Source organism: Pseudomonas sp. NFACC08-1, from assembly GCF_900106735.1.
GTDB lineage: Bacteria > Pseudomonadota > Gammaproteobacteria > Pseudomonadales > Pseudomonadaceae > Aquipseudomonas > Aquipseudomonas fluorescens_Q.
Genome location: NZ_FNNL01000001.1, coordinates 643,785 through 658,208 on the forward strand (window position 1 = coordinate 643,785; position 14,424 = coordinate 658,208).

General features: G+C 62.7%; 10 protein-coding genes. All 10 read right to left on the reverse strand.

Annotation, left to right across the window (positions count from 1 at the left end; all coding sequences use genetic code 11):
- Window positions 1-91: 91 nt before the first annotated feature.
- The 10 genes from BLU76_RS03020 to choW all read right to left on the reverse strand — a co-directional run bounded on the left by BLU76_RS03020 (window position 92) and on the right by choW (window position 14,384).
- On the reverse strand, window positions 92-1,270 hold the full coding sequence (locus tag BLU76_RS03020; RefSeq protein WP_092221442.1) for a BaiN/RdsA family NAD(P)/FAD-dependent oxidoreductase: 1,179 nt from the start codon (window positions 1,268-1,270) through the stop codon (window positions 92-94).
- Between the two features lie 188 nt (window positions 1,271-1,458).
- Complete coding sequence (dbpA, locus tag BLU76_RS03025; RefSeq protein ID WP_256572627.1) at window positions 1,459-2,796, reverse strand: ATP-dependent RNA helicase DbpA; 1,338 nt, start codon at window positions 2,794-2,796, stop codon at window positions 1,459-1,461.
- A gap of 315 nt (window positions 2,797-3,111) precedes the next feature.
- Window positions 3,112-4,539, reverse strand: a complete 1,428-nt coding sequence (mdtD, locus tag BLU76_RS03030) for a multidrug transporter subunit MdtD (RefSeq protein WP_092221445.1) — start codon at window positions 4,537-4,539, stop codon at window positions 3,112-3,114.
- A gap of 196 nt (window positions 4,540-4,735) precedes the next feature.
- Window positions 4,736-6,073, reverse strand: a complete 1,338-nt coding sequence (locus tag BLU76_RS03035; protein ID WP_092221447.1) for a TldD/PmbA family protein — start codon at window positions 6,071-6,073, stop codon at window positions 4,736-4,738.
- The gene (locus BLU76_RS03040; protein WP_092146274.1) at window positions 6,073-7,515 is read right to left on the reverse strand and encodes a TldD/PmbA family protein; all 1,443 of its coding nucleotides are present in this window, start codon (window positions 7,513-7,515) and stop codon (window positions 6,073-6,075) included. Before BLU76_RS03040 ends, BLU76_RS03035 begins: the two co-directional genes overlap by 1 nt.
- Before the next feature lie 212 nt (window positions 7,516-7,727).
- The gene (betA, locus tag BLU76_RS03045) at window positions 7,728-9,431 is read right to left on the reverse strand and encodes a choline dehydrogenase (protein WP_063324021.1); all 1,704 of its coding nucleotides are present in this window, start codon (window positions 9,429-9,431) and stop codon (window positions 7,728-7,730) included.
- A 218-nt stretch (window positions 9,432-9,649) separates the two neighbouring features.
- Window positions 9,650-11,122 carry a betaine-aldehyde dehydrogenase gene (gene betB, locus BLU76_RS03050; RefSeq protein WP_092146278.1) on the reverse strand — a complete coding sequence of 491 codons (1,473 nt, stop codon included), beginning with the start codon at window positions 11,120-11,122 and terminating at the stop codon, window positions 9,650-9,652.
- An 80-nt stretch (window positions 11,123-11,202) separates the two neighbouring features.
- Entirely contained in the window at window positions 11,203-11,823 is a 621-nt protein-coding gene (gene betI, locus BLU76_RS03055) for a transcriptional regulator BetI (RefSeq protein ID WP_092221449.1), read from the reverse strand.
- Between the two features lie 540 nt (window positions 11,824-12,363).
- Window positions 12,364-13,542 (reverse strand): choline ABC transporter ATP-binding protein, encoded by a 1,179-nt coding sequence (choV, locus tag BLU76_RS03060; protein ID WP_063324024.1) that lies wholly within the window; start codon window positions 13,540-13,542, stop codon window positions 12,364-12,366.
- The gene (choW, locus tag BLU76_RS03065) at window positions 13,539-14,384 is read right to left on the reverse strand and encodes a choline ABC transporter permease subunit (RefSeq protein WP_014340605.1); all 846 of its coding nucleotides are present in this window, start codon (window positions 14,382-14,384) and stop codon (window positions 13,539-13,541) included. Before choW ends, choV begins: the two co-directional genes overlap by 4 nt.
- Window positions 14,385-14,424 lie beyond the last annotated feature (40 nt).

Consider the following 14,424-nt stretch of genomic DNA (forward strand, 5'->3'; position numbering starts at 1 on the left):
GTTGATTGAGTGAGCTTGAGAGGGGGGCTGCTGCGCAGCCCAGCGGGAGCAAGCTCCCTCGCCACAGAAGCAGGCTCAACCCAGGTGGGGATCAGACGTACTGCGCGGCGGCATACCCCGAAGCCCACGCCCATTGGAAGTTGAACCCACCCAGGTGCCCGGTGACATCCAGCACTTCGCCGATGAAATACAGGCCGGGGCTTTTCAGCGACTCCATGGTCTTGGACGAGACTTCCCGGGTATCGACGCCGCCCAGGGTGACTTCTGCGGTGCGGTAGCCTTCGGTGCCAGCGGGGACGACGTTCCAGCTCGCCAGTTTTTCGGCGATGTCTGCCAGCTCCGCATGGGTGTATTGCTTCATGGGTTTGGAGACGAACCAGGTGTCCGCCAGCAGGTTGGCCATTTTCTTGGTGAACAACTCGCCCAGCAACGTCTTGAGCTCGCTATTGGGGCGTTCGCTCTGCTGCTGTTGCAGCCATTGCGGCACGTCGTGGTCCGGCAACAGGTTGATCTGCACCGTGTCCCCCGATTCCCAGAACGAGGAAATCTGCAGGATCGCCGGACCGCTCAGGCCGCGATGGGTGAACAGGATGTTCTCGCGAAAGCTCTGGTCGTTGCAGCTCACCAGGCAATCCACCGAGGTGCCTGACAACTCGGTGCACAGCGCCTTGAGCTGATCGGTGATGGTGAACGGCACCAGGCCGGCGCGGGAGGGCAGCAGTTCATGGCCAAACTGTTTTGCCACCTGATAGCCGAAACCGGTCGCCCCCAGGGTTGGGATCGACAGCCCGCCCGTGGCGATCACCAGGGACTGGCAGGCGATAGCGCCAAGGGTGGTTTGCAGCAGGTAGCCGCCGTCGGCTTTTTCGATCTGTGTAATCGAGGTGTCCAGATGCAGGCTGGCGCCGGCCTGGTCGCATTCATCCAAGAGCAGGCCGAGGATGTCGCTGGATTTGTTATCGCAGAACAACTGGCCGAGCTTTTTCTCGTGATAGGGCACGCCGTGCTTGGCCACCAGGGCAATGAAGTCCCATTGGGTGTAGCGGGCCAGGGCCGATTTGCAGAAGTGCGGGTTCTGCGAGAGGAAATTGCCTGGCTCGGTGTACATGTTGGTGAAATTGCAGCGTCCACCGCCCGACATGAGGATTTTCTTGCCGGCCTTGTTGGCGTGGTCCAGCAACATCACCTGCCGCCCGCGCGCGGCGGCGGTCAGTGCGCACATCAACCCTGCGGCGCCAGCGCCAATGATCACGACTTCGGTAGAGCGCAAAACGGTGTCCTCTGCATATCTGGGGTCTGACAGGAGTTCGCTCTTGTGGCGAGGGAGCTTGCTCCCGCTCGAGCGCGAAGCGGTCGAAAAGCCAGCGAACTGTCTGAAGCATCGCGTTCATGGTTTTCAGGGCTGCTGCGCAGCCCAGCGGGAGCAAGCTCCCTCGCCACAGGGTGAATCAACAGCGGTCAGAGGATCCGCACCCGCAACGACCGGCCCTTGATCTTGCCATCGTTCAGGCGCTGCAGGGCCTGCTTGGCGATGCCGCGTTCCACGGCCACGTAGGCCTGGAAATCGAAGATCGCGATTTTGCCGACCTGGGCGCCAGGGATGCCGGCCTCGCCGGTCAGGGCACCGAGGATGTCGCCGGGGCGGACCTTGTCCTTGCGCCCGGCGCCGATGCACAGAGTGCTCATGGCCGGCAACAACGGGCCGCCGCCCTGGGGCTTGAGGTTGTCCAGTTGGTCCCAGCTCAGCGGTGACTTCTGCAACTGCTCGATGGCCTGGGCGCGGTGGGCTTCGGACGGCGCCACCAGGCTGATGGCGATGCCTTTCTCCCCGGCACGGCCAGTGCGGCCGACACGGTGGATATGAATTTCCGAGTCCCGGGCCAGTTCGACGTTGATCACCATGTCCAGTGCATCGATGTCCAGGCCGCGGGCCGCCACGTCGGTGGCTACCAGCACCGAGGTGCTGCGGTTGGCGAACATCGCCAGTACCTGGTCGCGGTCGCGCTGTTCCAGGTCGCCGTGCAGGCCGACGGCCGAGATGCCCTTGGACGTCAGGTGATCGACGGTTTCCTGGACCTGCTGCTTGGTGAAACAGAACGCCACGCAGGAGGCCGGGCGGAAATGCGCCAGGACCTTGACCACTGCGTCCATGCGTTCCTCGGGGGCGATCTCGTAGAAGCGCTGCTCGATCTGCGCGTCGGAGTGGAACGCCTCGGCCTTCACTTGCTGCGGGTTACGCATGAACTTGGACGACAGTTGCTTGATGCCCACCGGGTAGGTGGCGGAGAACAGCAGCGTCTGGCGGCGTTCCGGGGTCTGCTGGATGATGTCTTCGATGGCGTCGTAGAAGCCCATGTCGAGCATGCGGTCGGCTTCGTCGAGGATCAGCGTGTTGAGGCCGTCCAGGACCAGCGAACCCTTGCGCAGGTGCTGCTGGATACGTCCTGGCGTGCCGACGATGATGTGGGCACCGTGTTCCAGGGAAGCGATCTGCGGGCCGAACGACACGCCACCGCACAGGGTCAGGACCTTGATGTTGTCTTCGGCTCGGGCCAGGCGACGGATTTCCTTGGCGACCTGGTCGGCCAGCTCACGGGTCGGGCACATCACCAGGGCCTGGCAGCCGAAGAAGCGCGGGTTGATCGGGTTCAGCAGGCCGATGCCAAAAGCCGCGGTCTTGCCGCTGCCGGTCTTGGCCTGGGCGATCAGGTCCATGCCCTTGAGAATCACCGGCAAGCTTTGCGCCTGGATCGGCGTCATCTGGGCATAACCGAGTGATTCGAGGTTAGCCAGCATGGCGGCGGACAGCGGCAAAGTATTAAAAGCGGTGGCAATGGTGGTCACGGGACGGGCCTGCAAAACAAAATGTCGCGCAGTGTAGCAGCCTCGTGCCACTTTCTTCGAAAGTTCTGGACGAGCTGTGGTGTGGCCCCTGTGGCGAGGGAGCTTGCTCCCGCTCGGCTGCGCAGCAGTCGTAACCCAGGCGACGCGATATTTCAGGTACACCGTGTCGACCGATTTTGGGGGCGCTTCGCACCCCAGCGGGAGCAAGCTCCCTCGCCACAAGAGCCAGCATGTCCCCCGGTTCGGACAGCGTCCCAAGCGCCTGGCTTAATGCTCGATATGCTCGTCGTGACGCTTCTGCCGCCGCCCATCCTGCTTGGACAACTGGGAAAAAATCGTCGCTGCCAGCATCGCCATGATCCCCACCGTTACGAAGGTCAGCTGGAACGCGCCCAGCACGGTATCGACCCCGTCGTTACCCACCTGGGCGGTAAAGCCGCCGAGCAGGGCGCCGGCGCAGGCCACGCCGAGGCTCAGGGACAGCTGCGCCACCACCGACAGCAGGCTGTTGCCGCTGCTGGCGCTGGCGTCGTCCAGGTCGATCAGGGTCACGGTGTTCATCGCGGTGAATTGCAGCGAGTTGATCGCCCCTAACACCGCCAGTTGCGCCAGCAATAGCCAATACGGCGTCTGTTCGCTGACCAGGCCCATGCTCGCCAGCATCAGGCCCAGGGCCAGGGTGTTGCCGGTCAGGACGATGCGATAGCCCAGGTGTTCGATCAGCGGCCGGGCCACGGACTTGGCGACCATGGCCGCCGCTGCCAGGGGCAGCATGCTCATGCCGGCCTGGGACGGTGAATAGCCCAGGGCGACTTGCAGCAGCAACGGCACCAGGAACGGCAGGGCACCGCTGCCCAGGCGCGCGAACAGGTTGCCAAGAATGCCCACGGCGAAGGTCCGGGTCTTGAACAGCGACGGCGGGAACAGCGCATTCTCGACGTGCCCGGCCCGCAGCCAATAGGCCGCCAGGCAGGCCATGCCGCCGAACAGCAGCAACATCACCCGCAGGTGCGGCAGGTGCAGCTCACCCAGGCCTTCCATGGCAATGGTGATCAGCACCATCGCCGCACCGAACAGCAGGAACCCCAACCCATCGAACCGCGTGCGCTCGCTGCCCCGCAGGTCGGGGATGAACTTCCACACCGCATAACAGCCGATCACGCCCACCGGCAGGTTGATGATGAAGATCCAGTGCCAGGTCAGGTACTCCACCATCCAACCGCCCATGGTCGGGCCGATCAGCGGGCCGAGCAGGCCGGGGATGGTGATGAAGCCCATGATCCGCACCAGTTCCGAGCGCGGATACGCCCGCAGCACCACCAGCCTGCCCACCGGCAGCATCAGCGCACCGCCCAGGCCCTGGATGACCCGGGCTCCGATCAGCATGCTCAACGAATTGGATAAGGCGCACAGCAACGAGCCGAAGCTGAACAGCAGGATCGCCCCGAAGAAAATCTTCTTGGTGCCGAAGCGGTCGGCGATCCAGCCCGAGGCTGGGATCAGCAACGCCACGGTGAGCATGTAGGCGATGATCACGCCCTGCATGCGCAGCGGGTTTTCCGCCAGGTCGCTGGCCATGGCGGGCAGGGCGGTGTTGAGGATGGTCCCGTCCAGGGACTGCATGAAGAAGGCAATCGCCACCACCCACGGAAGCCAGCGGGCGGTGACGGCGTCGAGCGGTGCGCGGTTGGGCATGGGACCTCTTGTATGAAGTGTTGATCAGGAACAGGTATCGCTGTTGTGGCGAGGGAGCTTGCTCCCGCTGGGTTGCGAAGCAACCCTAAAACCAGGTACCGCGGTGTTTCAGATGCGTTGGGTCAGCAGGGTTTTGCGACTGCTGCGCAGTCGAGCGGGCGCAAGCTCCCTCGCCACAGGGGTACAACTCCGGTCATTACAACGTCAAGGTCAACCGCTTCAACAGCGCCCCCGGCAACAACATCGAGGCCGTGGCCCGCTGGCTGTAGGTGCTGGCCGAGAGCAGCAGTTCCCGCTCTCGGGTCAGGCCTTCGAGTTGCGAGCCGAGCAGGCTGTAGACGCTGTCGTCGAAGCGCATGGTGCTGACCGGCGCGACAATCTGGCCGTTCTCGACCCAGAACGTGGCGAAGCGGGTCATGCCGGTCAGGCGGGCGGCCGGTTGGTCCGAGTAGTTCAGGTACCAGAGGTTGCTGATGTACAGCCCGGTGCCAAGTTGTTCGAGGATGTATTTGTGCTCCAGCTGTCCGCCCCGCATGTCCAGCGCCGTAGGGTATTCGTAGCTGCTGGCGCCGTTGGCGGCGAGGCCGTATTCAGCGGCGCTGCGGGAGTTGACCAACTGCGCATTGGCTGTGCCCTTGGCGATCAGCCCCAGGTCATCGCGGGGATAACCTTCGTCGGAAAACGCCGGGCTCAAGGAGCCGCTGACCTGCTCGCTCAGCCACACGTTGGGGCTCAAGCTTGCTTCGTTGGCGTAGAACTTCTGCAACGGGCTCTGCTTGCTGGCAATCGCCCGGGCCGAGAACCCACCCCAACTGAGCATGCCCATGATCTCTTCCAGGGCGGCCGGCGCCAGGTAGGCGCGGTATTCGCCGGGCGGCAACGTGCGCAACGGCAGGCCGAGAAACGCCAGTTGCTCGCGGGCCTGTTCGAAGCGCCGGGCAAATCCTTCGCTGCTCCATTCATGCCCGGCGTAACTGGCTTTCACGGCCTGGCCGTTTTCATGGAACAGGCTGAAATCGAAGTTGAAGCTGTTGGCCTGGTGCCAGCCGAACGCCCCCGCAGAACTGGCGAAGCCTCGACTGATGGGCCCGGCGGCGTAGAACCCCACCAGGTCCAGGCCTTCGGCGGCGCGGCTGATTTCGGCCACGGCCTGCTCGGTGTCCGGCAACGGATGGTCCTGCACGTTATGGCTCTGCCAGTGGGTGTGGTTGAGCAGCAGGTATGGATCGCGGGGCAGCAGCGGCAAGGTTTCGCGCAGCTGTTGCAGGCCTTCGGCCAAACGTTGCAAATCCGTCTCGGCTTCGCCGGACAAGGTGATCTGCAAGTCGGCGTGGCGTCCGTCGTCGATCAGTTTGAAACTGACATTGGCTTGCTGCACCTGGCCGGCCTGGCGGACCTTGCCATGGTTGAAACGGACGAAGGCCGAGGACTCGGCGGCGTAGCCGAGGGTGAACTGTTCAGGCTCGTGCAAGGCATCGCGCAGCCAGTCGACCAACGCCTTGAATGCCTCGGCCGGATTCTTGACAGTGCTCATCAGGCATCTCCCCCAAACACATCAACGTTGCTGAACACGCAGGCCGGCGAGGCATGGCCGACGCGGATGACCTGGTTCGGTTCGCCCTTGCCACAGTTCGGCGTGCCCAGGACCTGGAAGGTGCTGGCATCGCCCACGGCGCGCAGGCTCTTCCAGAATTGCGCGGAAATACCCCGGTAGTTGGGGTTCTTCACCACGCCCTTGAGCTCGCCGTTCTCGATCAGCTGGCCCCACTCGCAGCCGAACTGGAATTTGTTGCGGGCGTCGTCGATGGACCAGGAACGGTTGGTGCGCATCAGCACGCCGTGCTCGGTGCCTTGGATCAGTTGTTCCAGGGATTGGTCGCCGGGTTCGATGTTCAGGTTCGCCATGCGGTCGATGGGCGGGCGATTCCAGCCGCAGGCGCGGCTGTTGGCGACACCGTCCAGGCCAGCACGGAACTGTGACAGTGCGCCGCCCAGTGGACGCAGCAGCAGGCCTTCACGAATCAGGAACTGTTTGCTGGCGGCGCTGCCATCGTCGTCATGGCTGTAGCTGGCCAGTTCTTCGGGAATGTTCGGGTCGAAGGTCACGTTCAAGAGGTTGGAACCGTATTGCAGGTGTCCGAAGTCGCTGGCCTTGACGAAGCTGGTGCCGGCGTAATTGCGCTCATCCCCGAGGATGCGGTCCAGTTCCAGCGGATGGCCGATGGATTCGTGGATCTGCAACATCATCTGGTCAGGCATCAGCAGCAGGTCGCGGGGGCCTTGCGGGGTGTTCGGTGCCAGCAGCAGTTGCAGGGCCTGGTCGGCGATTTTCAGCCCGGCGCCGAGCAGGCCGCTGCGGCTGATCACATCGAAGCTGCCTTGCTGGCCGAAATTTTCCCGGCCCAGGGTGCGGGTCTGGCTGTCGTTGCCGTTGAAGGCGGTGACTTCCAGGGCCGGGTAGATGAAACGTTGGGCCTGGCGCAATTCAGCACCGGCACTGTTGAGGTAGATCTGCTCGACCTGGGTCAGGCCGATGCTGGCTTGCCAGTTCACCAGGCGCTCGTCCTGAGGCACTGCGGCTGACTCGTCGCCGAGCAATTGGTAGCAATCGCTCAGTGGTGGGAAGGCCTGGTCGAAATTCGGCGAGAAGTAATCGGCGCGGTCGCTGGACACCGCTTGCTCGCGCAGGTCCAGCAGGGCGTGGGGCTTGAGCCGGCGGGCCTGTTGCTCGGCTCGTTCCAGCGCCGCTTGCAGGCCGGTTTGGGACAGATCGTTGGTAGCGGCATACGCCTCGACCCCGTTGACCCGCACCGTGAGCATCGCCCCTTCATCACGGCCCAGGCTGGGCGGTTCGGCGACATTCTTGCGCACCGACAGGTGCTGGCCGGACTCGCGCACGTAACGCAGGGAAAAGAATTCAGCGCCCGTGCGCAAGGCAGCAAAACGCTGCTTGAGCTGGGGGTGGAAGTCGAACATGGAACCTCCTTGTCTGGAGCGAGGGTGCGGCGCAGTGCGGTGATTTGACGCGGCGGCTCTAGATTAGGCCTGGGGTGGGGGTGGGATCAAGGTAGAAGGGAATTTGAGGGCCTGGTCGAGCGCCATCGCGAGCAGGATGCTGCTGTAAAGATCGTTGGAGATCATTCCCACGCTCTGCGTGGGAGCGATCTTTATCCAAGCGAGCTTGAGTCTTACTGGGCCATAGGCCCGACTTCCCGCAGTGGCTTGCCGCGCACCGGCGCATCGCCGGCCACGTAGTACGGGGCAGTGCTGCGTGGCAATGGCTTGCGACCACGGATCTTGTCGGCGATTTTTTCGGCGATCATGATCGTCGGCGCGTTCAGGTTGCCGGTGGTGATGATCGGCATGATCGAGGCATCCACCACCCGCAGGCCCTGCATGCCATGCACGCGGCCTTCGCCGTCCACCACCGCCATGTCGTCGGTGCCCATCTTGCACGAGCAGGATGGGTGGAACGCGGTTTCGGCGTGTTCGCGGATGAACTGGTCCAGTTGCGCGTCCGTCTGCACCTCGATGCCCGGGCTGATCTCGCGGCCACGGAACGGATCGAGCGCCGGCTGTTGCATGATCTCGCGGGTCAGGCGGATGCCGTCGCGAAACTCCTGCCAGTCCTGCTCGGTCGCCATGTAGTTGAACAGGATGCTCGGGTGCTGGCGTGGGTCCTTGGACTTGGCCTGGATCCGGCCGCGGCTTGGTGAGCGCATCGAGCCCATGTGCGCCTGGAAGCCGTGTTCCTTCACGCCGTTGCTGCCGTTGTAGTTAATCGCCACGGGCAGGAAGTGGTACTGGATGTTCGGCCAATCGAATTCCGGGCGGGTGCGGATGAAACCGCCGGCCTCGAACTGGTTGCTGGCGCCGATACCGGTGCCGTTGAACAGCCACTCGGCACCGATGGCCGGCTGGTTGTACCAGAGCAGCGACGGGTACAGCGAGACCGGTTGGGTGCAGGCGTATTGCAGGTACAACTCGAGGTGATCCTGCAGATTTTCACCGACACCCGGCAGGTCGTGGACCACCGGGATGTCGAGGCTCTCCAGCAATTTGGCCGGACCGACCCCGGAGCGTTGCAGGATCTGTGGCGAGGCGATGGCGCCGGAGCACAGCAGCACTTCCTTGCGCGCCCGGGCTTCGACCCGCTCTTCGGCGGCGCCCACCAGGTAACGCACGCCGACCGCGCGCTTGCCTTCGAACAGGATCTTGTCGGTCAGGGCGTGGGTGACGATGGTCAGGGTCGAACGCTTCTTGGCCACGTCCAGGTAACCGCGCGCGGTACTGGCACGACGGCCATTGGGGGTGACGGTACGGTCCATCGGGCCGAAGCCTTCCTGCTGGTAGCCGTTGAGGTCTTCGGTACGCGGGTAACCGGCCTGTACGCCGGCCTCGACCATGGCGTGGAACAACGGGTTGTTGCCGGCCTTGGGGGTGGTCACGCTGACCGGGCCGTCGCCGCCGTGGTAATCGTTCGGGCCGATGTCCCGGGTCTCCGCTTTCCTGAAGTAGGGCAGGCAGTCCAGGTACGTCCAGTCCTCGAGGCCAGGCAGTTTTGCCCAGTTGTCATAGTCCAGGGCGTTGCCGCGGATGTAGCACATGCCGTTGATCAGCGAAGAGCCGCCCAGGCCCTTGCCTCGACCGCACTCCATGCGGCGGCCGTTCATGTGCGGCTCCGGGTCGGTCTCGTAGGCCCAGTTGTAGCGCCGGCCTTGCAGCGGGAACGCCAGGGCGGCGGGCATTTGCGTACGGAAGTCGAGGCGATAGTCCGGGCCGCCGGCTTCGAGCAGCAGGACGGTGACGCCTTCGTCTTCGGTCAGGCGGGTGGCCAGGGTGTTACCGGCCGAGCCGGCGCCGATGATGATGTAGTCGAATACGTGGGACATGAAATGCACCCTCTTTTGAATTGGGTTCAGGTCGTGGTCGCCTTGACGCCGCATAACCTGTGGCGAGGGGATTTATCCCCGTTCGGCTGCGCAGCAGTCGTAAATCAGCGACTGGGTTTGTCTGAAGAATGGGGGGGCCTTGGGGAGGGGCTGCTACGCAGCCCCACGGGGATAAATCCCCTCGCCACAACAGCGTTCACTCAAGGTCACATGCCCAATCAGAACACCGACGCGTAATCGCCCAACTCGACCTGTACCGATTTGATGCGGGTGAAGTTGTTCAGCGAACTGATGCCGTTTTCCCGGCCCACGCCCGATTGCTTGTAGCCGCCCACCGGCATCTTGGCATCGGACTCACCCCAGGCATTGATCCAGCAGATACCGGCTTCGAGCTGGTGGATCACGCGGTGGGCGCGGTTCAGGTCGCGGGTGACGACGCCGGCGGCCAGGCCGAAGTCGGTGTCGTTGGCGCGGCGGATCACTTCTTCTTCGGTTTCATAAGTGAGGATGCTCATCACCGGGCCGAAGATTTCCTCGCGCACGATGGTCATCTCGTCGGTGCAATCGGTGAACACGGTCGGGGCGACGAAAGCGCCCTTGGCCAATTCACCGTCGGTCAGGCGACTACCACCGCACAGCAGGCGCGCGCCTTCGGCTTTGCCTTTCTCGATGTAGCCCAGCACGCTTTCCATGTGGGCGAAGCTCACCAGCGGGCCGAAGTTGGTGTTTTCGTCCTCTGGATTACCGATGCGGATGCGCGCCACGCGCTCGGCGATCTTGGCTTCGAAGGCGGCCTTGAGATGGCTCGGCACGAACACGCGGGTGCCGTTGGTGCAGACCTGGCCGGAGCTGTAGAAGTTGGCCATCATCGCGGTGTCGGCGGCGCGATCCAGGTCGGCGTCGTCGAAGATGATCAGCGGCGACTTGCCGCCCAGTTCCATGGTCACGTCCTTGAGCGAAGAACTCGAGGCGCTGGCCATGACTTTCTTGCCAGTGTCGGTGCCGCCGGTGAAGGAGACTTTCTCGATGCGCGGGTGCTCGGTCAGCCAGGTGCCGACTTCACGGCCGCTGCCGGTCAGGACATTGAAGACGCCTGGCGGAACGCCGGCTTCGGTATAGATCTCGGCCAGTTTCAAGGTGGTCAGCGAGGTGACTTCGCTCGGCTTGAAGATCATCGCGTTACCGGCTGCCAGGGCCGGTGCGGATTTCCACAGGGCGATCTGGATCGGGTAGTTCCACGCGCCGATACCAGCCACTACGCCCAGGGGTTCGCGACGGGTGTAGACGAAAGACGTGTCGCGCAACGGGATCTGCTCGCCTTCGATAGCGGGCACCAGGCCGGCGTAGTATTCCAGCACATCGGCACCGGTGACGATGTCGACATAGCGGGTCTCGGAGTAGGCCTTGCCGGTGTCCAGGGTTTCCAGGGCGGCCAGCTCATCGTTGCGCTCGCGCAGGATGTCCACCGCGCGACGCAGGATGCGCGAACGCTGCATGGCGGTCATGGCGGCCCAGACTTTCTGGCCCTTTTCGGCGCTGACCACGGCGCGCTCGACGTCCTCGAAAGTCGCACGCTGCACTTGGGCAAGGACCTCACCGTTGGCAGGGTTGATGGCTTCGAAAGTGGCGTCGCCGCTGGCATCGCTGTACGCGCCATCGATGTAGAGTTTTTGCAGTTCGAAACGGGCCATAAAGTCCTCGCAAGTGCATAAGTGGTTGGCTGGCCACCGGAGCGTGTCGTTTATAGCTGACTACGCGGTTCGGCGGCGGTTCAGGAGTCGAGCGGTTCTGTGTGCTCTGGTGCTCCTGCTTTGGCCAGTTGGAAATCCATGTATTCGTAAGCGATCCGGTGCGCCTGGGCGGTATCGAACGCGTCTCCCGACAGCGCTCCGCGCAGCCACAAACCGTCAATCAACGCGGCCAGGCCCCTTGCTGCGCTGCGCGCCTGATCGACAGGCAACACGCGGCGGAACTGGCTACACAGGTTGGAATACAGGCGGTGATCGTTGATCCGCTGCAACCTGTGCAAAGACGGGTGGTGCATGCTGGTGGCCCAGAAGGCCAGCCAGGTTTTCATTGCCGGGCCGTTGACCTGGCTGGCGTCGAAGTTGCCTTCGATGATCACCTTCAGGTGAGCCCGGGGGCTTGTGTCCTCCAGCGCCTGGCGGCGCGCGGTGACGTTCTCGCTCAGGACAGTCATCAGGTACTGGGCCGTGGCCGCGATCAGGCCATTCTTGTCCTGAAAGTAGTGACTGATGATGCCGTTGGAGACACCGGCCAAACGGGCGATCAACGCAATGCTGGCGTCCCCCATGCCGACTTGATCGACCGCTTGCAGCGTGGCTTCGATCAGTTGTTGGCGGCGGATGGGTTGCATACCGACCTTGGGCATCTAGCACATCTCCTTAGGCCATCCGGCGGGCGAGAGTCGTCTGCCGGAATGAAAGCCAGTCTATTTTGTTTTGATTGAACGTTCAATCAACAAAAAACAGGTTCTATGACAAGTCGTCGCTGTCTGTCGGGATTTCCATGTGTAAAGGGCGCTTGAAGGCACATGGGAAACCCGCCGTGCGGGGCGAGGACTTTTTCGGGATGTCTTTATAACACTCGTTGGCTGTGTGGAGGCCTAACGCCCATTGATAGCTGGAATACTGTTGTGGCGAGGGGATTTATCCCCGTTGGGCTGCACAGCAGCCCAAAAAGCGGCGACCTCATGTTGTCTGACACACCGAGACACCTGGCTTTTGGGGCTGCTTCGCAGCCCAGCGGGGATAAATCCCCTCGCCACAACTGTATTTCAGGCCAAGCTTGTCAGTAGTCAGTAGTCAGTAGTCAGTAGTCAGTAGTCAGTAGTCAGTAGTCAGTAGTCAGTAGTCAGCAAATGCACAAACGAAAACGCCGCGATCATCTCGCGGCGTTTTCGTGTGCAGGCTTAGCCCAGGTTCTTGCCCAGCAGTGCGTGGTACAGCTCGCTGTCGCCCAGGATGCCGACGACTTGCTGGTTATCGTGGAGCACCAGTTTGTTGCCGGTCTGGTAGCGAATCTGCAGCGCGTCGCGCATGCCGATGTTGGAATCAACCAGGGTCGGACGCCGGCCCAGGTCTTCGACGGCTTGGCCCGGTACCCAGTTCTGCAGGTCCAGCGCCGCGCCATTCTGACGGGCGCCCTTGATGGTGTTGCCTTCGGCCAGGTCGAGCCAGGAGTCGCCGCCCGGATCCAGGCACACCGAACCGTTGATGCGCTTGCAGTTGTCCAGGGTGCGCATCAGGCTGCGACCGCACAGGACGTTGAGTGGGTTGGTGTGGGCGACGAAGGTGCGCACATAGTCGTCCGCCGGGTTGAGCACGATCTCTTCCGGCTTGCTGTACTGGATGATCTTGCCGTCTTTCATGATGGCGATCCGCGTACCCAGCTTCAGGGCTTCGTCCAGGTCATGGCTGACGAACACGATGGTCTTTTGCAGTTTGCGTTGCAGTTCCAACAGTTCGTCCTGCAAACCCTGGCGGATCAGCGGGTCGAGGGCCGAAAATGGTTCGTCCATCAGCAGGATGTCGGCGTCCATCGCCAGGGCGCGGGCCAGGCCGACCCGTTGCTGCATACCGCCGGACAGCTCGTCGGGTTTCTTGTTGCGCCACTGGGTCAGGCCCACCAGCTCCAGCTTCTCATCCACCAGCTTGCGCCGTTCCTTCTCGGGACGGCCCTGCATTTCCAGGCCGAAGCTGATGTTCTCGCGCACGGTCAGCCAAGGCATCAGGGCGAACTTCTGGAACACCATGGCGATGCGCTTGGTGCGCATCATCTTCAGTTCGGCAGGGGAGCAGGAAGCGATGTCGATCTGCCGCCCTTCATGCTCGACGAACAACTTGCCACGACTGACCGTGTTCAAGCCGTTGATGCAGCGCAGCAGGCTGGATTTACCGGAGCCGGAAAGGCCCATCAGGACGCAGATCTCACCCTTCTCGATGGACAGGCTGGCTTTTTCCACGCCAACGATCAGGCCGGTCTGCTGCAGGATCTCGGGGCGCGATAGGCCCTTGTCCAGCAGGTCCAGCGCGGCCTTGGGGCGGTTGGAGAAAATAACATCGACGTCTTCGAAACGAATGATGCTCATGCGTCACCCCCTACTTTAGCGTCGGGTTGTTTGCAGATTCGGTCGAGCATGATCGCCAGCAATACGATCGCCAGGCCGGCTTCGAAGCCCAGGGCGATATCGGCGGTGTTCAGTGCGTTGACCACGGGTTTGCCCAGGCCATCGGCGCCCACCAGTGCGGCGATCACCACCATCGACAACGACAGCATGATGCACTGGGTGATACCGGCCGCGATGCTGGGCATCGCATGGGGCAGTTCAATGCGCGACAGGAGCTGGCGACGGGAGCAGCCGAAGGCTTTGCCGGCGTCCATCAGTTCGTCCGGTACGTCGCGGATGCCCAGGTAGGTCAGGCGGATGGGCGCGGCAATCGCGAACACCACCGTGGAGATCAAGCCTGGGACCACACCCAGCCCGAAGAGGGTCAGGGTAGGAATGAGGTAAACGAAGGTCGGTACGGTCTGCATCAGATCGAGTACCGGACGCATCATTGTGTAGAACATCGGCTTGTGCGCGGCAACAATGCCCAGCGGCACGCCGATCAGTACGCAAACCAGGGTCGCGAACAACACCTGGGCGAGGGTTTCCATGGTTTCTTGCCAGTAACCCAGGTTGAGGATCAGCAGGAAGGACGCGATGACGAATACGGTCAGGCCCCATTTGCGCTGGATGAAGTGCGCCAATAGCGCAATGAGGCCGATCAGGGCCAGGGGGTTGAACCAGGTCAGCGCGAACGTCACGCCGTGAATCATCGTTTCCAGGAACAGCGCGATTGCGTCGAATGTGTTGGCGCCGTTTTGCGTCAACCATTCGACAAAGCCCGCGATGTACTGGCCCAAAGGTATTTTCTGATCAATAAGCATGGTAGTGAACGTCCGCATGCAAGGGAATAAACAGCCCGGG

Excerpts from the sequence above, each read along its gene's own strand:
- dbpA (WP_256572627.1), bottom strand. The coding sequence starts at position 2,796 with ATGCTGGCTAACCTCGAATCACTCGGTTATGCCCAGATGACGCCGATC.
- mdtD (WP_092221445.1), bottom strand. The coding sequence starts at position 4,539 with ATGCCCAACCGCGCACCGCTCGACGCCGTCACCGCCCGCTGGCTTCCG.
- BLU76_RS03035 (WP_092221447.1), bottom strand. The coding sequence starts at position 6,073 with ATGAGCACTGTCAAGAATCCGGCCGAGGCATTCAAGGCGTTGGTCGAC.
- BLU76_RS03040 (WP_092146274.1), bottom strand. The coding sequence starts at position 7,515 with ATGTTCGACTTCCACCCCCAGCTCAAGCAGCGTTTTGCTGCCTTGCGC.
- betA (WP_063324021.1), bottom strand. The coding sequence starts at position 9,431 with ATGTCCCACGTATTCGACTACATCATCATCGGCGCCGGCTCGGCCGGT.
- betB (WP_092146278.1), bottom strand. The coding sequence starts at position 11,122 with ATGGCCCGTTTCGAACTGCAAAAACTCTACATCGATGGCGCGTACAGC.
- betI (WP_092221449.1), bottom strand. The coding sequence starts at position 11,823 with ATGCCCAAGGTCGGTATGCAACCCATCCGCCGCCAACAACTGATCGAA.
- choV (WP_063324024.1), bottom strand. The coding sequence starts at position 13,542 with ATGAGCATCATTCGTTTCGAAGACGTCGATGTTATTTTCTCCAACCGC.
- choW (WP_014340605.1), bottom strand. The coding sequence starts at position 14,384 with ATGCTTATTGATCAGAAAATACCTTTGGGCCAGTACATCGCGGGCTTT.